Annotated in this window: 23 protein-coding genes; 20 read left to right on the top strand and 3 right to left on the bottom strand. The window is 42.9% G+C overall.

The window, feature by feature from the left end:
- Positions 1–36 precede the first annotated feature (36 nt).
- The 18 genes from ACPF7I_RS14190 (at position 37) to ACPF7I_RS14105 (ending at position 17,033) form a co-directional block, all read left to right on the top strand.
- Positions 37–867, top strand: a complete 831-nt coding sequence (locus ACPF7I_RS14190; protein ID WP_430745578.1) for a PRD domain-containing protein — start codon at positions 37–39, stop codon at positions 865–867.
- 185 nt (positions 868–1,052) lie between these two features.
- Positions 1,053–2,423 carry a sucrose-specific PTS transporter subunit IIBC gene (locus ACPF7I_RS14185; protein ID WP_430745580.1) on the top strand — a complete coding sequence of 457 codons (1,371 nt, stop codon included), beginning with the start codon at positions 1,053–1,055 and terminating at the stop codon, positions 2,421–2,423.
- Positions 2,424–2,466: 43 nt separating this feature from the next.
- Positions 2,467–3,426 (top strand): aminoimidazole riboside kinase, encoded by a 960-nt coding sequence (locus tag ACPF7I_RS14180; protein ID WP_430745582.1) that lies wholly within the window; start codon positions 2,467–2,469, stop codon positions 3,424–3,426.
- A complete protein-coding gene (locus ACPF7I_RS14175; protein ID WP_430745584.1) occupies positions 3,423–4,847 on the top strand; it encodes a glycoside hydrolase family 32 protein in 1,425 nt (474 codons plus the stop codon). The genes ACPF7I_RS14180 and ACPF7I_RS14175 overlap by 4 nt, the downstream gene beginning before the upstream one ends.
- 113 nt (positions 4,848–4,960) lie before the next feature.
- Positions 4,961–5,902 (top strand): sugar-binding transcriptional regulator, encoded by a 942-nt coding sequence (locus ACPF7I_RS14170; protein WP_021094370.1) that lies wholly within the window; start codon positions 4,961–4,963, stop codon positions 5,900–5,902.
- Positions 5,903–6,085: 183 nt separating this feature from the next.
- The gene (locus ACPF7I_RS14165; RefSeq protein ID WP_430745585.1) at positions 6,086–7,300 is read left to right on the top strand and encodes a NupC/NupG family nucleoside CNT transporter; all 1,215 of its coding nucleotides are present in this window, start codon (positions 6,086–6,088) and stop codon (positions 7,298–7,300) included.
- 51 nt (positions 7,301–7,351) lie between these two features.
- Entirely contained in the window at positions 7,352–8,020 is a 669-nt protein-coding gene (deoC, locus tag ACPF7I_RS14160) for a deoxyribose-phosphate aldolase (protein WP_430745586.1), read from the top strand.
- Positions 8,021–8,035: 15 nt separating this feature from the next.
- The gene (locus ACPF7I_RS14155) at positions 8,036–8,206 is read left to right on the top strand and encodes a XapX domain-containing protein (RefSeq protein ID WP_003397112.1); all 171 of its coding nucleotides are present in this window, start codon (positions 8,036–8,038) and stop codon (positions 8,204–8,206) included.
- Between the two features lie 25 nt (positions 8,207–8,231).
- Positions 8,232–8,627, top strand: a complete 396-nt coding sequence (locus ACPF7I_RS14150) for a cytidine deaminase (RefSeq protein WP_019416459.1) — start codon at positions 8,232–8,234, stop codon at positions 8,625–8,627.
- Positions 8,628–8,725: 98 nt separating this feature from the next.
- Entirely contained in the window at positions 8,726–9,925 is a 1,200-nt protein-coding gene (locus ACPF7I_RS14145; protein WP_430745588.1) for an MFS transporter, read from the top strand.
- A 66-nt stretch (positions 9,926–9,991) separates the two neighbouring features.
- Positions 9,992–10,807 (top strand): glycosyltransferase family 2 protein, encoded by an 816-nt coding sequence (locus ACPF7I_RS14140; protein WP_430745590.1) that lies wholly within the window; start codon positions 9,992–9,994, stop codon positions 10,805–10,807.
- An 11-nt stretch (positions 10,808–10,818) separates the two neighbouring features.
- Positions 10,819–11,052 (top strand): hypothetical protein, encoded by a 234-nt coding sequence (locus ACPF7I_RS14135; RefSeq protein WP_430745592.1) that lies wholly within the window; start codon positions 10,819–10,821, stop codon positions 11,050–11,052.
- A 231-nt stretch (positions 11,053–11,283) separates the two neighbouring features.
- On the top strand, positions 11,284–11,847 hold the full coding sequence (gene ahpC / locus ACPF7I_RS14130) for an alkyl hydroperoxide reductase subunit C (protein ID WP_003397103.1): 564 nt from the start codon (positions 11,284–11,286) through the stop codon (positions 11,845–11,847).
- Between the two features lie 14 nt (positions 11,848–11,861).
- The gene (gene ahpF, locus ACPF7I_RS14125; protein ID WP_430745593.1) at positions 11,862–13,391 is read left to right on the top strand and encodes an alkyl hydroperoxide reductase subunit F; all 1,530 of its coding nucleotides are present in this window, start codon (positions 11,862–11,864) and stop codon (positions 13,389–13,391) included.
- 353 nt (positions 13,392–13,744) lie between these two features.
- Complete coding sequence (locus ACPF7I_RS14120; RefSeq protein WP_430745595.1) at positions 13,745–15,127, top strand: glycine--tRNA ligase; 1,383 nt, start codon at positions 13,745–13,747, stop codon at positions 15,125–15,127.
- A gap of 58 nt (positions 15,128–15,185) precedes the next feature.
- On the top strand, positions 15,186–15,860 hold the full coding sequence (locus ACPF7I_RS14115; protein ID WP_430745597.1) for a uracil-DNA glycosylase: 675 nt from the start codon (positions 15,186–15,188) through the stop codon (positions 15,858–15,860).
- Positions 15,835–16,041: a uracil-DNA glycosylase gene (locus ACPF7I_RS14110; protein ID WP_430745598.1), complete on the top strand. Its 207-nt coding sequence runs from the start codon at positions 15,835–15,837 to the stop codon at positions 16,039–16,041. Before ACPF7I_RS14115 ends, ACPF7I_RS14110 begins: the two co-directional genes overlap by 26 nt.
- A complete protein-coding gene (locus ACPF7I_RS14105) occupies positions 16,038–17,033 on the top strand; it encodes a potassium channel family protein (protein ID WP_430745600.1) in 996 nt (331 codons plus the stop codon). Before ACPF7I_RS14110 ends, ACPF7I_RS14105 begins: the two co-directional genes overlap by 4 nt.
- 17 nt (positions 17,034–17,050) lie before the next feature.
- On the opposite strand, the gene ACPF7I_RS14100 is transcribed toward ACPF7I_RS14105, so the two are convergent.
- Positions 17,051–18,667 (bottom strand): glycoside hydrolase family 13 protein, encoded by a 1,617-nt coding sequence (locus tag ACPF7I_RS14100; RefSeq protein ID WP_430745601.1) that lies wholly within the window; start codon positions 18,665–18,667, stop codon positions 17,051–17,053.
- Positions 18,668–18,764: 97 nt separating this feature from the next.
- Here ACPF7I_RS14100 and ACPF7I_RS14095 point away from each other — a divergent pair, with 97 nt between their 5' ends.
- Both ACPF7I_RS14095 and ACPF7I_RS14090 read left to right on the top strand, forming a co-directional pair.
- The gene (locus ACPF7I_RS14095; RefSeq protein WP_430745603.1) at positions 18,765–19,001 is read left to right on the top strand and encodes a YwdI family protein; all 237 of its coding nucleotides are present in this window, start codon (positions 18,765–18,767) and stop codon (positions 18,999–19,001) included.
- Positions 19,002–19,014: 13 nt separating this feature from the next.
- A complete protein-coding gene (locus tag ACPF7I_RS14090) occupies positions 19,015–19,377 on the top strand; it encodes a DUF423 domain-containing protein (protein WP_043967932.1) in 363 nt (120 codons plus the stop codon).
- Between the two features lie 26 nt (positions 19,378–19,403).
- Here ACPF7I_RS14090 and gerQ read toward each other — a convergent pair whose 3' ends face one another.
- Positions 19,404–19,847: a spore coat protein GerQ gene (gerQ, locus tag ACPF7I_RS14085; RefSeq protein ID WP_430745604.1), complete on the bottom strand. Its 444-nt coding sequence runs from the start codon at positions 19,845–19,847 to the stop codon at positions 19,404–19,406.
- Positions 19,848–19,861: 14 nt separating this feature from the next.
- On the bottom strand, positions 19,862–20,284 hold the full coding sequence (locus ACPF7I_RS14080; RefSeq protein WP_430745606.1) for a cell wall hydrolase: 423 nt from the start codon (positions 20,282–20,284) through the stop codon (positions 19,862–19,864).
- Between the last annotated feature and the right edge of the window lie 72 nt (positions 20,285–20,356).

Below are 20,356 nucleotides of genomic sequence, written 5' to 3'. Positions count from 1 at the left end.
ATATGTGATAAAACAATCGCTGTTAAGGGGACGAAGATGACGTTGCGAATTTATAAAATTTTAAATAATAACGCCGTCGTTGTATTGGATGAGGGTCAAGAAAAAATTGTAATGGGACCGGGTATCGCGTTTCAAAAAAAGAAAAACGACATCGTACCTCGTGCGAAAATTGAAAAAATTTTTGTGATGGAAGAAGAAAACGAAAAATTCCAAGAGTTGTTGCGTACTCTTCCTGAAGAACATATCGATATTGCCGAAGAAATTATTAGCCATGCTGAAGGAGAATTGCAAGCACCTTTAAACAATCATATCCATATTGCATTGACAGACCATTTATCTTTTGCGATTGAACGAATTCAACAAGGGTACCAAATACAAAATAAGTTGTTGAATGAAATTAAAGTACTGTATAAAAAAGAATATCAAATAGGTCTTTGGGCAAAACAACTGATTCGAGAACGTCTTGGCATCGACATCCCTGATGACGAAGTTGCCCATATTGCTCTTCATATTCATACAGCGAAAATGGACGCAGCTAGCATGAACAGAACGCTAAAACAAACAACTTTGATTCGAGAAATGATCGATTTAATGAAAAAAACATTACATGTTCATATTGATGAAGAAGGAATATCTTATCAACGACTTGTGACGCATTTGCGTTTTGCACTAAATCGAATTGAAAACGGTGAGTTGTTTCATTCGATGGACGAAGAGATGTTAACACTCATTCAAACGAAATACGAAAAAGAATTTGCATGTGCTGTTGCGATGGCTGAATATGCGAAAAAAGAATACGGCATCGAATTTCCTGTGACGGAACTCGCTTATATTACGTTGCACATTCAGCGTCTAACTACAAAATAATATATTTGTTGTATATTGACTTAAATTGAATAATAAGTTAAAATGAGAGCGGATAAAATTGAATGATGTAGGATTGTGACTGCGTTGCAGGCAAGACCTAAAATGTACGACGATGTTTAAAGCATTCGTACGTACGTTTTAGGTCTTTTTGTTTTCTATCATTTTTATGAAGAGGAGGAGTTTAAATGAATTACGAACACATAACAAAGCAACTTTTATCGTTGCTTGGTGGAAAGGAAAATGTCATTAGTGCGGTTCATTGTGCAACCCGTCTTCGTCTTGTTTTAAAAGACGAAAAGAAGGTTGATCAACAAGCAATTGAACAACTTGATGGGGTGAAAGGTGCATTTTCTAGTTCCGGTCAGTATCAAATTATTTTTGGTACAGGTGTTGTCAACAAGGTATATGAACAATTTGTCAAAGAAGCAGGTTTACAAAACGTAAGTGCCGATGTTCACCAAGAAGCAGTCAAGCAAAAAATGAATCCAATAGCTCGTCTCGCGAAAACGTTGTCAAATATTTTTGTTCCGATTATTCCAGCCATTGTAGCTAGCGGATTGCTTATGGGATTACTTGGGATGATGAAGGCGTTCAAATGGGTAGCACCTGATAGCGCTTGGATTGTATTGCTTGATATGTTTTCAAGCGCTGCTTTCATCATTTTGCCAATTTTAATTGGCTATAGTGCTGCGAAAGAATTTGGGGGAAACCCGTTTTTAGGAGCAGTTATCGGGGGAATTATGACCCACCCTGCTCTGTTAAATCCTTGGGGATTAGGAAGTGCTGAACCTGAGTATTTGCATTTTCTCGGTTTTGATATCGCAATGATCGGATATCAAGGAACAGTCATTCCAATTTTGCTTGCAACATACGTCATGAGTAAAATCGAAAAAAGCTTGCGAAAAGTTGTTCCGCATGCAGTAGATTTACTTGTCACGCCATTTGTGACTGTCATTTTAACAGGCTTTACTGCTATTTTAGTAATCGGCCCACTTGGAAACATCGTAGGGAAAGGTATTACGACAACGTTAAATTTTGTATATGATACAGGTGGGGCGTTGGCAGGTCTTATTTTCGGTGGTTTGTATTCGATGATCGTCATCACAGGAGTGCATCATAGCTTCCATGCGATCGAAGCTGGATTGCTTGCGGATATTGGTAAAAACTATTTATTGCCTATTTGGTCAATGGCAAACGTTGCTCAAGGTGGAGCGGGTTTAGCCGTATTTTTAAAATCAAAACGGACGAAAACGAAAGAAATTGCTTTGCCAGCTGCATTTTCTGCCTTTCTAGGCATTACGGAGCCTGTTATTTTTGGAGTGAACTTAAAATATCGAAAACCGTTTATTGCAGCAGCTATTGGTGGGGCTGTCGGTGGAGCGTACGTTGTATTTACAAACGTTGTCGCAAACGCGTACGGATTAACTGGTATTCCAATGATTGCGATCGTGGCACCGATGGGAATGGCGAACTTAATAAACTATTTAATTGGCTTTGCAATTGCGGTTGGTACAGCCTTTGTGGCAACATGGATATTAGGATTTAAAGAAGAATAAAGGCGAGCAAATAACTCGCCTTTTTGTGTAGGAGGGAACAACGATGAAGAAAGGAATTATTAGTCTTGGTGAAGCGTTAATTGATTTTATTCCACTTGATGCGACAAATCGGGCGTATCAAAAAAGTCCCGGGGGAGCGCCAGCGAATGTTGCGGTCGGTGTTGCACGCCTTGGTGTTCCTTCGACGTTTCTAGGGAAAGTTGGTCGCGATGTGCTAGGCGTTTTTCTAAAAGAAACGCTTGATGCATACGGAGTGAACACATCTTTCCTTCAATTTAGTGATGATGTTCGTACAGGTGTCGTTTTTGTGACATTAGCCGAAAACGGAGAACGAAGCTTTGATTTTTACATTAACCCGAGCGCTGATCGCTTTTTATGCGAAGAAGAAATTAATGAGTCGTTATTTCGCACTCATCGCATTCTTCATTTTGGCTCGATTTCACTTATTAGTGAACCAGCACGAAGCGCGACAAAGCGGGCTGTTATGTTAGCTAAAGAAAATGGAATGATCGTCTCGTATGACCCGAATTTACGTCTCGGTCTGTGGGAAAGCGAACAACAAGCCCGTCAAATGATCATATCTATGTTAACTGAGGCGGACGTATTGAAAATTTCCGAAGAGGAATTGACATTTATTACAGGGGAAGAAGATATTCAAAAAGGTGTAGATGCCCTTGCTTCCTACAACATTCCGCTTATTGTTGTCACGCTAGGAGAAAACGGAAGTTATGCGTTCACGAGGGAAGGATCGGTATTTACCCCAGCGCTTAAAGTAGAGGCAGTGGATACGACAGGGGCAGGAGATGCGTTTGTTTCCGGTATGCTTTATTGTTTGCATGATCGAGAAGGGACGATCGACGACTTGTCGCTTGCAGAAGTTGAACAAATGGCGCGTTTTGCGAGTGTTTCGGGGGCGCTAGCTGCATCAACAAAAGGGGCGATGACAGCTTTACCGACGCGTGATGAAGTTGAACGAATTTTACGAGAAGGCTGGTCGAGATGAAATCGCTCATACAATTAGCTGAGGAAGAAATAAAAAAATATGCTTTGATTGTTGAAAGTGACCCGAATCGTTTACGTTATCATTTAATGCCTCCTGTTGGATTAATGAACGATCCAAATGGACTCATTTACTGGCGGGGCGAATACCATGTATTTTATCAATGGATGCCGTTTCAAACGACACATGGAGCAAAATTTTGGGGGCATTATACATCGCGTGATTTTGTTCATTGGGAAAGACAAGCGCCTGCATTAGCTCCGGGCGAATGGTTTGATCGAAACGGCTGCTACTCCGGAAGCGCCGTGGACAACGATGATGTGCTCACACTTTTTTATACAGGGAATGTAAAAGACGATGACGGTACACGCCATACGTATCAATGTATGGCAATATCAAGTGACGGTTTGCACTTTGAGAAAAAGGGGGTTGTTGTTCATCTTCCAGACGGTTACACGGCTCATTTTCGTGACCCGAAAGTGTGGAAACATGAAGACAAGTGGTATATGGTGATCGGTGCACAGAGCGAGCAATTAGATGGAAAGGCAGTATTATTTCGCTCTAATGACCTTGTGCATTGGGAGCATATCGGTGCGATAGCAGGAGGAGAGAACGGAAATTTTGGGTATATGTGGGAGTGTCCAGATGTATTCCGTTTAAGCGGAAAAGATGTACTGATCGTCTGTCCACAAGGATTGCAACCGGAAGGCATGCACTATCAAAACGTATATCAAGCAGGATATTTTGTCGGACAGTTAAATTATGAAACAGGACAATATGTACACGGTGCATTTACTGAGCTGGATCGAGGGTTTGAATTTTATGCGCCACAAACGATGATTGATGAATACGGTCGCCGTATTATGATCGCCTGGATGGGCGTTCCCGACCAAGATGAAGATAAACATCCAACGATCGCTTACCGATGGGTACATGCATTAACGTTGCCTCGCGAACTCGTTTTAGTTGGCGATAAATTATATCAACGACCGATTGAGCAATTGCAGTTGCTCCGAAGCGACGAAGTTCACTATCCAAATGTATCGTTGCACAAAGAAACGATGCAATTTGATGGAGTGAAAGGAAAAACGGTTGAGCTGTTACTTAAGCATATTGAAGGTCAAGGTGTTTTATCCATTGGCATACAAAACGATGTTTCGTTTTCATATGATTTTGAGAAAAGGGTGGCCACGCTACAACGTGAAAGCTTTGCACGGCAAGGTGAAAAAGAAAAAAGACAGTGCGTTTTATCGAATTTGCGAACACTCCATATATTCATCGATACATCGTCCATCGAAATTTTCTTAAATGAAGGTGAAGAAGTGTTTACAGCACGGTTTTTCCCACATGAGGAAAACGAACATATTGTATTTAAAACAAATGGACGAGCCGCGTTTCACTTATACAAATGGAAATTATGTTAAAACTTTTGCTTGTCAAATGTTCAACTGTTTTCGTATGATGAAAGAAAAGGGAGTATTCCTTCAAATATGGAAGGTTGCTCCTTTTTCATTCAATGACAAAAGGTGATGAAGCGATGGAGCAAGATAAGCTAAAAAAAGTTGTTGAAGCAGCAAAGTTGTATTATTTGTTAGACTACAATCAAAATGACATTGCAAAAAAGCTTGGCGTATCGCGTCCGACGGTGTCGCGCCTATTACAGCAAGCGAAAGAGGAAGGGATTGTGGAAATTAAAATTAACGATCCAGCCGAAGATATTCAACAGTTAGCAAAACAACTTGAACAAAAGTTCAATCTAAAAAAAGCAATTGTTGTATCGGTTCCTGAACATCAAGATGGCATTATTAAAAAATATGTAGGAAAAGAAGCCGCGGAATATTTACGCTCGATCGTCAAAGACGGCGATGTGATCGGTGTGACGTGGGGAACAACATTGTATCACGTTGCATTACAGCTAAAGCATAAACATGTCAAAGACGTGAAAGTTGTGCAATTAAAAGGTGGCGTTAGTTTATCAGAAACGAATACGTTTGCGTCAGATATTTTACACCTGTTTGGAAGCGCCTTCAATGCAACGGTGCACCATTTGCCGCTACCTGCAATCGTGGATCATGTCGTTGTTAAGCAGGCGATGGAGGCGGACCGCCACATTCGTAAAATTCTCGATCTCGGTCGACAAGCAAACATTGCCGTATTTACGATCGGGCCAATTAAATCAGAGTCGCTACTGTTCCAGCTCGGTTATTTTACAGAAGAAGATTTGCAAACGATCTATTCAAAAGCTGCTGGTGACATTTGTTCACGCTTTTTTGATCAAAATGGAAAGCTATGTAGCGAAGAGCTAAACGCCCGTACGCTCGGCATTGAGTTAGAAGATCTCAAAAAGAAAGAATATTCGATTGTCATTGCAGGAGGCATTCATAAAGTCGCTGGCATATACGGCGCGTTAAAAGGAAAATATGCGAACGTATTAGTGACGGATCAATTTACTGCCGAATGTTTGTTAGAAAAAGAATAAAAAAAAGACAAATGGGGGAAAAGAAAAAAGCCCCCTTTTATTTATGTATTTATGCAAAAAGGAAGAAACATTTAGCGAAACCATGAATTTTCTTTGACATTTGTTCATGTTAACGTTTACATATGTTCGTTTTCCTGTTATATTGATTACGTAATCAAAATTCAACTTATAGGAGTGTTTAACATGAATATCGTTTGGGGACTTGTCGGTATCGTCGTTGTCCTTGGGATCGCTTTTCTTTCTTCAAACAATCGCAAAGCGATTAATCCGCGAACGATTTTAGGTGGTCTCGCGATTCAAGTCGCTTTCGCGTTTATCGTTTTAAAATGGGAAGCAGGAAAAGCGGCATTGCAATGGTTAACAAATGGTGTCACAAGCATTATTAACTATGCGAACGAAGGAATTAACTTTTTGTTTGGTGGCATGTTTGCGGCAAAAGGAATTGGATTTGTGTTTGCGTTCCAAGTGTTGCCGGTTGTCATTTTCTTCTCCGCGTTAATTTCTGTTCTTTACTATATTGGTGTGATGCAATGGGTCATTAAAATGATTGGGGGGCCGCTTGCGAAATTGCTCGGAACGAGCAAAGCGGAGTCCATGTCAGCCGCGGCAAACATTTTCGTCGGTCAAACGGAAGCGCCTCTTGTTATTCGTCCGTATTTGTCTAAAATGACACAATCGGAATTGTTTGCAGTTATGACGGGTGGATTAGCGTCTGTTGCTGGTTCTGTACTCGTTGGCTACTCGCTTTTAGGTGTTCCGCTTGAATATTTGCTTGCGGCAAGTTTCATGGCAGCGCCAGCCGGATTAGTCATGGCGAAAATGATTGTGCCAGAAACAGAGCCGATTAAAGAAGATGAGCATTTTGAGATGGAAAAAGACGAACAATCAACAAACGTCATCGACGCAGCTGCACGCGGAGCGAGCGACGGTTTGAAGTTAGCGTTAAATATCGGTGCGATGTTGTTAGCGTTTATCGCCCTTATTGCGTTAATTAATGGATTGCTTAGCGGCATCGGCAGCTTGTTTAATTATGAAGGTTTAACACTTCAAAACATTTTAGGATTCCTCTTTGCGCCTATTGCGTTTGCGATTGGTGTACCGTGGTCTGAAGCGGTGACAGCTGGTGGATTTATCGGACAAAAACTAATTTTAAACGAATTTGTTGCGTATTCATCATTCGCGCCACAAATTCCAGATTTATCAGCGAAAACAGTAGCGATCGTTAGCTTTGCGCTATGTGGATTTGCTAATATTTCTTCGATGGGAATTTTACTTGGTGGTTTAGGAAGCTTAGCGCCAAATCGTCGCAGCGACATTGCGCGCATGGGCTTAAAAGCTGTCCTTGCTGGTATGCTTGCTTCATTGTTAAGCGCGTCCATTGCGGGTATGTTTATTTAAAAACGAAGCGCCTCGTGCGCTTCGAACATTTTCAATTTCAAGGAGGAATGAATGATGAACATTGCTAGCATGATCGATCATACGTTATTAAAGCCAGAAACAACGAAAGCGCAAATTGAAAAGTTAGTGGAAGAAGCGAAAAAGTATGAATTTGCATCTGTATGTGTTAACCCAACATGGGTGAAATTCGTTGCTGAACGTTTGCAAGGAACGAATGTGAAAGTATGTACAGTGATCGGCTTCCCGTTAGGGGCGACAACGCCAGAAGTGAAAGCTTTTGAAACAAAACAAGCGATTGAACATGGTGCGCAAGAAGTCGATATGGTCATCAATATTGGTGCATTAAAAGATGGAGATCATGAGCTTGTAGAGCGCGACATTCGTGCCGTCGTTGATGCAGCGAAAGGAAAAGCTTTAACAAAAGTAATTATTGAAACAGCGTTGTTAACAGATGAAGAAAAAGTGCGTGCATGCGAAATTGCTGTTCGTGCTGGTGCGGATTTTGTGAAAACATCAACGGGATTTGCCAGCGGCGGTGCAACAGTAGAAGACGTCGCATTAATGCGCAAAACAGTTGGTCCAAACGTTGGCGTAAAGGCATCTGGCGGCGTGCGCAGCGCAGCGGACGCAAAAGCGATGATTGATGCAGGTGCAAACCGCATCGGTACAAGTTCCGGACCAGCAATTATGGAAGGAACGACTTCAAACGAAGCATACTAACGGAGGCATTGACCTATGAAAGAAGTACTACTTAGCTTACTTGCTGGGCTTGTTGTCGGGATTTTGTTTAAGTTTTTACGTTTGCCGTTGCCAGCCCCGCCTGTGTTGGCAGGAATGATGGGGGTATTTGGCGTATATTTAGGTGGCGTCGTTGCTGACTGGTTGATGAAGACGTTTTTTAACTAAACAGCCCAAGAAGGGATGATCAACAATGAATAAACAACAGTTAATTGAAGCGGCAAAACAAGCGAGGGAGCGGGCGTACGTTCCGTATTCGAAGTTTAAAGTTGGAGCAGCGCTATTAACGAAAGATGGAAAAGTGTATGGTGGCTGCAACATCGAAAATGCATCATACGGTTTATGCAACTGCGCTGAGCGCACAGCTTTATTTAAGGCATACTCAGAAGGCGATCATGAGTATGCGATGTTAGCCGTTGTTGCGGATACGGAGCGGCCAGTTCCGCCGTGTGGCGCATGCCGTCAAGTCATTGTTGAATTATGTGATCCAAATATGCCTGTCATTTTAGCGAATATGAAAGGCGATATGCAAGAAACAACAGTCAAAGAACTTCTTCCTGGAGCGTTTTCAAAAGAAGACTTGCGATAAGCGTCGGTTTTTCCCGACGCTTTTTGCATTGATACATAACAAAAAAGGAAATATAATCATGAGGAAGACAATTTGACAGCTGACAACGGAGGGATGACATGAGTAAAGAAGTATCAAGAAACAAGTTGCTTTGGATTGCCGGGCTTGGCTGGTTGTTTGATGCGATGGATGTAGGGATGCTTTCGTTTATTATTGCCGCATTGCAAAAGGAATGGAATTTAACGGCCGAGCAAATGGGTTGGATCGGAAGTATCAATTCGATCGGCATGGCCGTCGGTGCGCTCGTTTTTGGATTGTTAGCTGATCGCATTGGACGAAAACAAGTTTTTATTATTACGCTTTTATTATTTTCGATCGGTAGCGGACTATCAGCGCTTGCGACAACGTTAACGGTCTTTTTAATTTTACGTTTTTTTATCGGTATGGGACTTGGTGGCGAACTGCCTGTGGCGTCAACGCTCGTATCGGAAAGCGTACCTGCTCATGAGCGCGGGAAAGTTGTCGTTTTATTAGAAAGCTTTTGGGCAGGTGGCTGGCTATTAGCTGCGCTTATTTCTTTTTTCGTTATTCCTGCATATGGATGGCAAATGGCGCTCATTTTAGGGGCTTTACCTGCGTTATACGCCATTTATTTGCGTATTAACTTGCCCGATTCACAAAAGTTTATTGCGGTAAAAACGACAGAGCGTCGTTCTGTTTGGCGCAATATCGCAGACGTATGGGCAAAACCTTACGCCAAGCAAACGACGATGCTTTGGATTTTATGGTTTGCGGTCGTCTTTTCGTACTACGGCATGTTTTTATGGCTTCCGAGCGTCATGGTGATGAAAGGATTTAGTTTAATTAAAAGTTTTGAGTACGTGCTCATCATGACGTTGGCGCAGCTGCCGGGTTATTTTAGCGTGGCTTGGTTGATTGAACGCATCGGGAGAAAAGCGGTGCTCATTATTTATTTAGTTGGGACAGCGTTAAGCGCTTATTTCTTCGGAAATGCCGAGTCGGCTGCGATGTTAATGACGTTTGGAGCGCTGTTATCATTCTTTAATCTCGGCGCATGGGGAGCGCTTTATGCCTATACACCAGAGCAATATCCAACTGCCATTCGTGCGACAGGTGCAGGGATGGCTGCTTCATTCGGACGCATTGGGGGCATTTTAGGACCGCTTCTCGTCGGCTATCTCGTCGCACAAAAAGTATCAATCACGATGATTTTTGCAATTTTTTGCGTCGCCATTTTTATCGGTGCACTCGCCGTTCTTTTCCTTGGCAAAGAAACGAAACAACAAGAACTCGCATAATTGTATGAAAAGAAGCTATAATGGTATCATTGTAGCTTCTTTAATTTTTGAAAGGAGACATGTCATTTGGGTGTTTCTGTAGTCATTGCAACATATAACCGGCTACTTCCATTAGCGGAATTGTTAGAGTCATTAAGTAAACAAACATACAAGCCAACGCAAGTGATTATTGTTAACGATGGAGGTTCATCTGTACAAGCTGCGGTTGATGCATATCCGGAGCTCCCGATCGAACTCGTCGAATTGCAAGAAAACGTCGGGCATGTTGAAGCGCGGAATATCGGTGTGCGCACAGCAACAGAAGATTTTATTATGCTTTGTGATGACGACGACTTATTATTGCCATGTCATACGGAACGAATGATTGCGAATATGAACGACGCGGACTTTGTATATAGCGATGTAGAAATTTTTCATTACCGCATTGAAAACGGGATGCGCTTACCGACTGATCGCTTTTTATTTGCATATGAATGCGATTTACAGGCGATGCGGTCGTTTTCAACATACGTCCCTTCAGGAAGCATGTATCGCCGCGCCATTCATGATACGATCGGCTATTTCGATCCGTACGTCCATAATTATTGGGATTGGGATTTCTTTTTGCGCGTTGCGAACGAATATCGCGTGAAACGCGTGCCGATCGCGAGCGTCCTGTATGCTTTTTCAAATGAGGGCGATCATTTATCGAAACAAATGAATGAAACGAGACAAATGTATTTAAACCGATTAAGTGAAAAACATGAACTTGGCAACCTACCAACAAAAAACTTTTGGCTTCTTCTATCCGAACCGGAAGTGCAAAAAAGAAGAGCGACAAGTGAAATCGTATGGGACGGTGAACCGTTTCGCTCGCGCTTAGCACACGTTGTGATGTGTTAGGAGGGAGACAAATGTATTGGTGGAGCGTTCAGCAATTATTTCTTTTGCTTTTGTTTTCACCGCTTCTTACTCGTCACGTATTTTATGGGCGCGTCAGCTCGTTTTTATCTTTTGTTTGCTTTGCTTTTGGAACGACCGTATTTGCGGAATATATGGTAAAGAAAAAAGGAAAACAAACATGGCTATTTGTCTTTGCGCTACTATGTAATGTGTGTGTTTTACTCGCCGTTGCTTTTGTTATATGAGAAAGCAGAGTCTTTGTGGAGGCTCTGTTTTTTTGTTTATGAAAAAGGAATAAAAAGAAACATGGCGAAAAACTAAAACAGTTGTATAGTTTTCACTTGACAAATAAACATTCCTATATGATAATTTATATCGAATTATAATTGTTATAATTTAATTTACCAGTCATATTTTCTATATGGCTGGACCATACTACTAACATGCAAAAAAATGATACAGGAGGATGATGAAACATGCCATTAGTAGGAAAACAAGTACAACCATTTAAAGCGATGGCGTACCATAACGGTGAATTTATCGAGGTAACAGAAGAAAACTTAAAAGGAAAGTGGAGCGTCGTTTGCTTCTATCCAGCAGACTTTACGTTCGTTTGCCCAACAGAATTAGAAGATTTACAAAACGAATATCCGAAATTAAAAGAGCTTGGTGTTGAAGTATACTCTGTTTCAACAGATACACACTTCACGCATAAAGCATGGCACGATCATTCGCCAGCTATCAGCAAAATTGAATACGTAATGATCGGCGACCCTTCACAAAAATTATCACGCATGTTCGAAGTGCTTGATGAAGAAACAGGTCTTGCGCAACGCGGTACGTTCATTATCGATCCAGACGGCGTGATTCAAGCAGTTGAAATTAACGCTGACGGCATCGGTCGCGATGCAAGCACAATTGTAAACAAAATTAAAGCTGCACAATACGTGCGCAACAACCCTGGTGAAGTATGCCCAGCAAAATGGCAAGAAGGTGGCCAAACATTAAAGCCAAGCCTTGACCTTGTAGGTAAAATTTAAGGAGGCTTACGTCAATGATATTGGATGCTGAAATTAAAGCACAGCTCGCCCAATATCTACAATTGATGGAAAATGACATTGTGTTAAAAGTGAGCGCGGGAGACGATCAAGTTTCCCGCGATATGCTTGCTTTAGTCGATGAACTCGCGACGATGTCATCGAAAATCAAAGTAGAAAAAACAACGCTAGAAAGAACGCCAAGCTTCAGCGTCAATCGCGTTGGAGAAGAAACAGGCGTTGTATTTGCGGGCGTGCCTTTAGGACATGAATTTACTTCTCTCGTGCTTGCATTGCTTCAAGTGAGCGGAAGACCGCCGAAAGTCGATCAAGCGGTCATTGATCAAATTAAAAGTTTACAAGGAACATACCGTTTTGAAACATACGTCAGCTTAACGTGCCATAACTGCCCGGATGTCGTTCAAGCGTTAAACGTCATGAGCGTATTAAATCCGAACGTCTCACATACGATGATTGACGGGGCAGCATTTAAAGAAGAAGTTGAACAAAAAGATGTCATGGCTGTGCCAACGGTCTTTTTAAACGGCGAACCGTTCGCAAGCGGCCGCATGTCGCTTGAGGAAATTCTTGCGAAGTTAGGAAGCACGCCAGATGCTTCAACGTTCGCAAACAAAGATCCGTTCGATGTGCTCGTCATCGGTGGGGGACCTGCCGGTGCAACAGCTGCCATTTATGCTGCGCGTAAAGGCATTCGTACAGGAATTGTCGCTGAACGTTTTGGCGGTCAAATTTTAGATACGCTAGGCATTGAAAACTTTATTAGCGTGAAATATACAGAAGGTCCGAAACTCGCAGCGAGCCTTGAAGAACATGTGAAGCATTACAATGTTGATATTATGAACTTGCAGCGTGCAAAACGGCTGGAAAAGAAAGACCTCATTGAAGTAGAACTTGAAAATGGGGCGATTTTAAAAAGCAAAGCGGTCATTATCGCGACAGGTGCACGTTGGCGCAATCTCGGCGTCCCAGGCGAAGCGGAGTTTAAAAATAAAGGCGTCGCTTACTGCCCGCATTGCGACGGTCCATTGTTTGAAGGAAAACATGTCGCAGTTATCGGCGGTGGAAACTCTGGCGTCGAGGCGGCAATTGACCTGGCGGGAATTGCTAAGCACGTGACGGTGCTTGAATTTGCGCCAGAATTAAAGGCGGATGCTGTATTGCAAGATCGTTTGTACAGCTTACCGAACGTGACTGTGATAAAAAATGCACAAACGAAAGAAATTACAGGTACAGACAAAGTAAACGGTCTCACGTATATTGATCGCGCAACAGGCGAAGAGCACCATATTGAACTTCAAGGTGTATTTGTTCAAATTGGTCTTGTACCGAATACAGAGTGGTTAGAAGGAACGGTCGAGCGCAATCGCTTCGGTGAAATTATCGTCGATAAACGCGGTGCAACAAACGTTCCTGGTGTCTTCGCTGCTGGCGATTGTACAGATAGCGCATATAAACAGATTATCATTTCCATGGGCTCAGGCGCAACAGCTTCTTTAGGTGCGTTTGACTATTTAATTCGAAATTAATATGATAAACCCCTTCACTCACTTTGACCCGCTTTACGATCATAGGTAAAGCGGGTTTTGCTTCTCCCCTTGACTCTCGTATTTCCGTTTGATACAATATCAACCAAATGAAATACAGGTGCAACGATGAAAGATGGATAGTAGCTAAGGAAGTTCTTTTATAGCGAGCTAGGGGTGGTGGGAGCCTAGTAAAGACGCTTAGCGAAACGGCAGTCTGGAGTTGCTTCACGCAAAAGTGGATGCGTTATGCATCAACTAGGGTGGAACCGCGGGGGCTACGCTCTCGTCCCTAGGCAAAAGGCCTAAGGATGAGAGCGTTTTTTGTTTACATTTACTATTAAGGAGGATGAACGATGTCAGTAACGATGGATCAAATTGTAGCACACGCGAAACATCGCGGCTTTGTTTTTCCGGGTTCAGAAATTTACGGCGGGTTAGCGAATACGTGGGATTACGGTCCGTTAGGGACAGAATTAAAAAACAACATTAAGCGTGCATGGTGGAAAAAGTTCGTTCAACAATCGCCGTACAACGTCGGTTTAGATGCGGCTATTTTAATGAACCCACGCACGTGGGAAGCATCTGGTCATTTAGGAAACTTCAACGATCCGATGATTGACTGTAAACAATGTAAAGCTCGTCATCGGGCGGATAAGTTAATTGAAAACGCGCTTGAAGCGAAAGGGATTGAAATGGTTGTTGATGGGCTTCCTTTTGAAAAAATGGAGCAGCTCATTCAAGAGCACGACATTGCTTGTCCAGATTGCGGCAGCCGCGACTTCACAAACATTCGTCAATTTAACTTAATGTTTAAAACGTTCCAAGGCGTGACCGAGTCAAGCGCAAACGAAATTTACCTTCGTCCTGAAACGGCACAAGGCATTTTTGTAAACTTTAAAAACGTACAACGGACAATGCGCAAAAAATTGCCGTTCGGTATTGCGCAAATCGGAAAAAGTTTCCGAAACGAAATTACCCCAGGAAACTTTACGTTCCGCACACGTGAATTTGAACAAATGGAGCTTGAGTTTTTCTGTAAGCCGGGAGAAGAATTACATTGGTTTGATTATTGGAAACAATATTGTGAACAATGGCTTTTATCGCTTGGTATGAAGCGTGAAAACATTCGTTTGCGCGATCATTCGGAAGACGAATTATCCCACTACAGCAACGCCACAACAGATATTGAATATAAATTCCCGTTCGGCTGGGGCGAGCTATGGGGCATTGCATCGCGTACAGATTACGATTTACGTCGCCATATGGAATATTCAGGTGAAGACTTCCACTACCTTGATCAAGAAACGAACGAACGTTTCATTCCGTACTGCATTGAGCCTTCACTTGGGGCGGATCGCGTCACGCTTGCGTTTTTGATCGATGCGTATGAAGAAGAGCAACTGGCAGACGGTACGACGCGCACAGTGATGCACCTTCACCCAGCATTAGCGCCGTACAAGGCAGCTGTATTGCCGTTGTCGAAAAAGTTATCAGAAGGTGCACGTGCGATTTTTGAACAGCTTTCTCAGCACTTTATGGTCGATTACGACGAGTCTGGTTCGATTGGAAAACGATATCGCCGTCAAGATGAAATCGGAACACCGTTCTGTATTACGTATGATTTCGACTCAGAACAAGATCAAATGGTAACTGTGCGCGACCGCGATACGATGGAACAAACGCGTATCCCAATCGCACAGTTAAAAAGCTTCTTAGAAGAAAAAATTCAGTTTTAAGCAAAAACAGGCTATCCTATAAAGTAGGGTAGCCTTTGCATTAGAAAGGAGTGCGGTGATGAGCATATTGAAAAACGATTGGGCTCCTTTATTAGAAGAGGAGTTTCAAAAGCCGTATTATTTGAAGTTGCGTCAGTTTTTAAAAGAAGAATATCAAACGAAAACGATTTATCCTGATATGCACGACATTTTCAACGCCCTTCATTACACCCCGTATGCGAATGTAAAAGTTGTCATTTTAGGACAAGACCCGTACCATGGGCCAAATCAAGCGCACGGATTAAGTTTTTCTGTCAAACCGGGCGTCGCTTTGCCTCCATCGTTATTAAACATTTTTAAAGAGTTACAAGATGACCTAGGGTGCTATATTCCAAACAATGGCTACTTATTAAAATGGGCAAAGCAAGGAGTTTTGCTTTTAAATACAGTATTGACAGTACGACGTGGAGAGGCGAATTCGCATAAAGGAAAGGGATGGGAACATTTTACCGATCGCGTCATTGAACTTGTGAACGAAAAGCATGAACCCGTTGTTTTCATTTTATGGGGGCGTCATGCGCAAGCGAAAAAAGCGCTCATCACAAATGAGCATCATTATATCATTGAAGCGCCACATCCGAGCCCATTTTCTGCAGCACGAGGATTTTTCGGAAGCCGCCCTTTTTCAAAAACGAATATTTTTTTACAACAGACGGGGAGAGAGCCAATTGACTGGCAAATCGAAAACATATAATGAGAGAGTAAATTGTTATGCATGCAAACATTTTTATGTCACATGGGATGCGCAAATGCCGCGCGGTTGTCGGGCATTCGGTTTTAAAAGCGCTATGTTGCCGTCTATTGTCGTTAAGCAATCGTCTGGTGTGTCTTGCATGAAGTTTGTACAAAAAGAACATAAGGGGAGAAACGGATGAGTTCATCGCGCTCGATCGTCGTTTCCGTCATCGCGATGATTGTCGCCATTATCGCAGGAACGATCGGATTTATGTTTTCGGAACAATTAACGTTTTTTGATGCGCTTTGGTTGACAGTTGTTACGATTTTAACGGTTGGCTATGGCGATACAGTGCCACAAACGTTTTATGGCAAACTGTTTGCCCTCATCATTATTCCAGTTGGTATTAGCATTGTGACATATGCGACAGGGGCAGTCGTGTCGATGATGATGGAAGGAGAATTTTCAAAAACGGTGCGGAGGCGAAAAATGAAAAAGAAAATTGAAGCGATGACAAACCATATTATTGTGTGTGGGTTCGGACGCGTCGGAGAGCAAGTCGTGCGCGAGCTTGTCAAAAACGGGACAGCTGTCGTTGTCATTGAACGGAATACAGATTGGCTCGAAGAAATGAACGATCCGATTCCGTACGTCGAAGGGGATGCGACAGAAGATGACGTGTTGATTGCCGCAGGTATTGAACGAGCTGCAGGATTAGTAGCAGCGTTACCTTCTGATGCTGATAACGTCTTTATTTCCCTCACAGCAAAAGGGCTAAATCGCGACATTCAAATTGTCGCGCGCGCCGAGCGGCCGGAGTCGGAGGAAAAGTTGCGTCGGGCTGGTGCTGATAAAGTCATTAACCCATCGTTTTTGAGCGGTCGACGTATGGCGATGACGATGTTAAAGCCTGTAAGTGTCGATTATGTCGATACGATTTTTCACGGCCATGCAGAGCAATACGCGATTGAAGAAGTGACAATTGAACCGCATTCTTCATTTGTTGGGACATCTGTCCGCGATCAAGCGGTGCGCACGCGCTTTCGTGTGACGATTATTGCCATTCAGCGTCAAAACAACATGATCGGCAATCCAACGCCAGAGGAGCGGTTTTTTGTTGGCGATGTCCTTATCGTATTCGGTGAAAAAAAAGCGTTAGAAGCGTTTGAACAGGCGGTAAATCAAAAATAAGCAGCCGATTTGGCTGCTTATTGTAATGCATAAATTCTTGCTTCGTGCGGACGCATATGAAGCGTTGTGCCTTCTTCTTTGACATCTGTATAATTGCCAAGCAAAAGATGGCGGTGAGCCGCGGCAAGCTCTTCTGGTAACTCATATACGTTGTCGTTGTCGCAATGATTTAAGACGATGAGCCAGCGGAAGCCATCAAGCTCACGGGTGTAGGCGTAAATGTACGGATCATTTTCCGAAAAATCGCGGAACGTTCCGTACACCATGACTGGATGTTGCTTGCGCAGTTGAATGAGCTTTTTATAGTAATAATATACAGAGTTCGGATCCGCTAACGCTTGTTTTACATTGATTTCCTTATAGTTCGGATTCACTTTTAGCCAAGGCGTGCCTGTTGTAAATCCTGCATGTTCGCTATCGTCCCATTGCATTGGTGTGCGCGAGTTATCGCGGCTCAGTAGCTGCAAGCTTTCAAGCACTTCTTTCGGATCGCGACCTTTTGCCACTTCTTCTGCGTATTTATTTTTCATCGCAATGTCGTTATAGTCGTCGATCGAGTCAAACTTGACGCCGGTCATGCCAATTTCTTCACCTTGATAAATGTACGGTGTTCCAGGCAACGTATGCACAAGCGTAGCAAGCAATTTTGCTGACTCGACGCGAAACTGTTTATCGTTTCCGTAGCGCGTCACTTGTCGCGTATGGTCGTGATTGTTTAAAAACTGCGAGTTCCACCCTTTGCCCCACAATCCTTCGTACCAACGTTTTTGAATTTGTTTAAAACGAATTGGGTCCCATGTCGGCATTTCGTCGCACACTTCAAAATGGAACAGCGTATGTAGTTCATTTCGGTCTTCCCCGACATATTTTAATCCTTCCTCTGGCGACACGAAAGCGACTTCCCCGACGGTGAAAATATCATAATGTTTCAATACCTTTTCATTCATTTCTTTTAAATAATCATGCACGCCTGGATTGTTTGTTAAATAACGAATGTCATACGGATTTTCAGCATCTGGGAATCCGTCAGGCTTTGCGAGTAAGGCAATCGCATCTAAGCGGAATCCGTCAATCCCTTTATCTAACCAAAAACGCATCATTTTATAAATTTCTTCACGAACCTCTTTATTTTCCCAGTTCAAATCTGGTTGTTCTACCGCAAACGAATGGAAATAATATTGTCCTGTTTTTTCATCATATTCCCACGCGGATGGAGTAAAGTACGAGCGCCAGTTATTCGGGTTGTCGCGCCATATGTACCAATCGCGTTTCGGATTGTCTTTTGACGAACGCGACTCAAGAAACCAAGGGTGTTGATCGGATGTATGGTTCACGACAAGGTCCATAATTAATTTCATTCCGCGTTTATGCACCTCATTCAACAAGCGTTCAAACGTCTCCATATCCCCTGCTTTGTCCATGATGCGATAGTAATCAGAAATATCGTATCCGTTATCTTTATCAGGCGACTCATAGCACGGATTAAGCCAAATGACATCGACTCCTAAATCGTGAATGTAATCGAGCTTTTGAATGAGCCCTTCTAAATCGCCGTATCCATCCCCGTTTGAATCAAAAAAGCTGCGCCAATACACTTGATATACGACGGCTTCTTTCCACCATGTCCGTTGCATTTGTTGACACTCCTTTTTAAGCGTTTTCAATTTGAAAAGTTGCTATGTATAAGATACCATTGTTGTAAAGGAAAAAGAAGTAGGGAGTGAAAACGTTTTGGACATATCGGTGACAAATGTATTCGCAAAGATAGAAGAAGAAATCGCAAAAGCAAAACAAGCATCATCACCGCAAGTCGTGCGCGAACATATATATGCTGTTCGCGCGTTGTGCGACATTATTTTACAACAACCTTCACCAAGCAAACAGGAAGTGGTTTTGTCGCAACCGACAACAACCGAACGATTAGACATCGGTGCCGATGCGAATGGACCATCATTACTTGATTTTTAGGAGGGGGAGCAACATGAAACTATTTACAATTATCGCTTCAATTAGTGCAGCGTTATGTGTGGCGCTAGGGGCGTTTGGAGCGCATGTGTTGGAAGGAAGAATTCCAGATCGATATATAGACACGTGGCAAAAAGCTGTGCAATACCAAATGTTCCATACGATCGGTTTGTTTCTCGTTGCGCTGCTGGCAACAAAATGGCCGCAAGTGACGCCTGCTGGTTGGTTTATGCTTGCGGGAATCATTTTATTTTCAGGTAGTTTATACGTACTAAGCTTAACACAAATAAAAATACTCGGGGCGATTACGCCGTTTGGGGGCGTATCGTTCATCGTTGCGTGGCTATTTTTAGCATATATCGCAATAAAACAAATGTAAAACGAGGCGCCGTCGACGCCTCGTTTTTAACGTGGAGCATATGTGCTTAATCCGACACCAGATGCAAATGGGTATTCATAATTAATTTCTTCATCGAATGTCACATAGTCGAGATAAATCATTGGCAATAAATAACGCATACCTGTTTGTGGATCGCTTAAAATGAGATGATCGCGACCAGCTGCTTCGATGGCACCACGGAAAATTTTCGCATTCCACTCACGATTGTTTTCAAACGTCATATAAACGGTCGCAATTTTTCCTTTGTTTAATCGCAAAATGTTTTCGATGTACGATTCTTCGATCGGAAGCATGCCAGGAAGCGGCTGACTGGCCGTCGTCGGCGTTTGCATCGCCCCTGTTTGTGGTGTAAATGTTGGTGTAGGCAAGCCAAACGGATATGTCGGCATTTGGTATGGATAGTAGTACGGATACGAATAATATGGCATTTGTTGACGTTCATCACTCATTGAAATCCCTCCTCTTAATATACGCGTGGACAATTAGAACGCGTTGGCGCATAAAAACAATGCGCTTTAAAACGCCCAGTATTCCATTGATTAAACCATTGCGGTGGACAAGAGCCATCTGGCCGGAAAAACCAAAGTGCATTCGTTGCGGGATGAAAACGTTCTCCGCGGATGACGCGGCGGGCAAGACGAATGTCTTCTTCGCGCGCCCGTTGATAAAAATATCCTTTTTGTACTGCTTCAAATCCTCCAGGGCTTTGAAATACCATTTGACGAATCGTACGAAGCCCTTCAAAGTCTAAACAGTTTGCGCGCACACGGTTCACTCCAACGTTTCCAACCATTAACATGCCGAGCTGTCCGTCTTCCTCTGCCTCTGCGCGCATAAGACGGGCAAGCAATTTGACATCTTCTTCTGTATACGCAACAACAGCCATCCCTTCACCTCACTTCACGAAAATCGCTATTAGCCTATGATGAGACATACGAAAATGTGAGGAAAGTCGTCA

This window comes from Anoxybacillus dikiliensis, from assembly GCF_050613275.1.
Taxonomy (GTDB): domain Bacteria; phylum Bacillota; class Bacilli; order Bacillales; family Anoxybacillaceae; genus Anoxybacillus.
This window is presented reverse-complemented; position numbering and strand designations above follow the sequence as displayed.

Bases quoted from the DNA above. Each gene is read 5' to 3' on its own strand.
- ACPF7I_RS14190 (WP_430745578.1), top strand. From the start codon at position 37: ATGACGTTGCGAATTTATAAAATTTTAAATAATAACGCCGTCGTTGTA.
- ACPF7I_RS14185 (WP_430745580.1), top strand. From the start codon at position 1,053: ATGAATTACGAACACATAACAAAGCAACTTTTATCGTTGCTTGGTGGA.
- ACPF7I_RS14180 (WP_430745582.1), top strand. From the start codon at position 2,467: ATGAAGAAAGGAATTATTAGTCTTGGTGAAGCGTTAATTGATTTTATT.
- ACPF7I_RS14175 (WP_430745584.1), top strand. From the start codon at position 3,423: ATGAAATCGCTCATACAATTAGCTGAGGAAGAAATAAAAAAATATGCT.
- ACPF7I_RS14170 (WP_021094370.1), top strand. From the start codon at position 4,961: ATGGAGCAAGATAAGCTAAAAAAAGTTGTTGAAGCAGCAAAGTTGTAT.
- ACPF7I_RS14165 (WP_430745585.1), top strand. From the start codon at position 6,086: ATGAATATCGTTTGGGGACTTGTCGGTATCGTCGTTGTCCTTGGGATC.
- deoC (WP_430745586.1), top strand. From the start codon at position 7,352: ATGATGAACATTGCTAGCATGATCGATCATACGTTATTAAAGCCAGAA.
- ACPF7I_RS14155 (WP_003397112.1), top strand. From the start codon at position 8,036: ATGAAAGAAGTACTACTTAGCTTACTTGCTGGGCTTGTTGTCGGGATT.
- ACPF7I_RS14150 (WP_019416459.1), top strand. From the start codon at position 8,232: ATGAATAAACAACAGTTAATTGAAGCGGCAAAACAAGCGAGGGAGCGG.
- ACPF7I_RS14145 (WP_430745588.1), top strand. From the start codon at position 8,726: ATGAGTAAAGAAGTATCAAGAAACAAGTTGCTTTGGATTGCCGGGCTT.
- ACPF7I_RS14135 (WP_430745592.1), top strand. From the start codon at position 10,819: ATGTATTGGTGGAGCGTTCAGCAATTATTTCTTTTGCTTTTGTTTTCA.
- ahpC (WP_003397103.1), top strand. From the start codon at position 11,284: ATGCCATTAGTAGGAAAACAAGTACAACCATTTAAAGCGATGGCGTAC.
- ahpF (WP_430745593.1), top strand. From the start codon at position 11,862: ATGATATTGGATGCTGAAATTAAAGCACAGCTCGCCCAATATCTACAA.
- ACPF7I_RS14120 (WP_430745595.1), top strand. From the start codon at position 13,745: ATGTCAGTAACGATGGATCAAATTGTAGCACACGCGAAACATCGCGGC.
- ACPF7I_RS14115 (WP_430745597.1), top strand. From the start codon at position 15,186: ATGAGCATATTGAAAAACGATTGGGCTCCTTTATTAGAAGAGGAGTTT.
- ACPF7I_RS14105 (WP_430745600.1), top strand. From the start codon at position 16,038: ATGAGTTCATCGCGCTCGATCGTCGTTTCCGTCATCGCGATGATTGTC.
- ACPF7I_RS14100 (WP_430745601.1), bottom strand. From the start codon at position 18,667: ATGCAACGGACATGGTGGAAAGAAGCCGTCGTATATCAAGTGTATTGG.
- ACPF7I_RS14090 (WP_043967932.1), top strand. From the start codon at position 19,015: ATGAAACTATTTACAATTATCGCTTCAATTAGTGCAGCGTTATGTGTG.
- gerQ (WP_430745604.1), bottom strand. From the start codon at position 19,847: ATGAGTGATGAACGTCAACAAATGCCATATTATTCGTATCCGTACTAC.
- ACPF7I_RS14080 (WP_430745606.1), bottom strand. From the start codon at position 20,284: ATGGCTGTTGTTGCGTATACAGAAGAAGATGTCAAATTGCTTGCCCGT.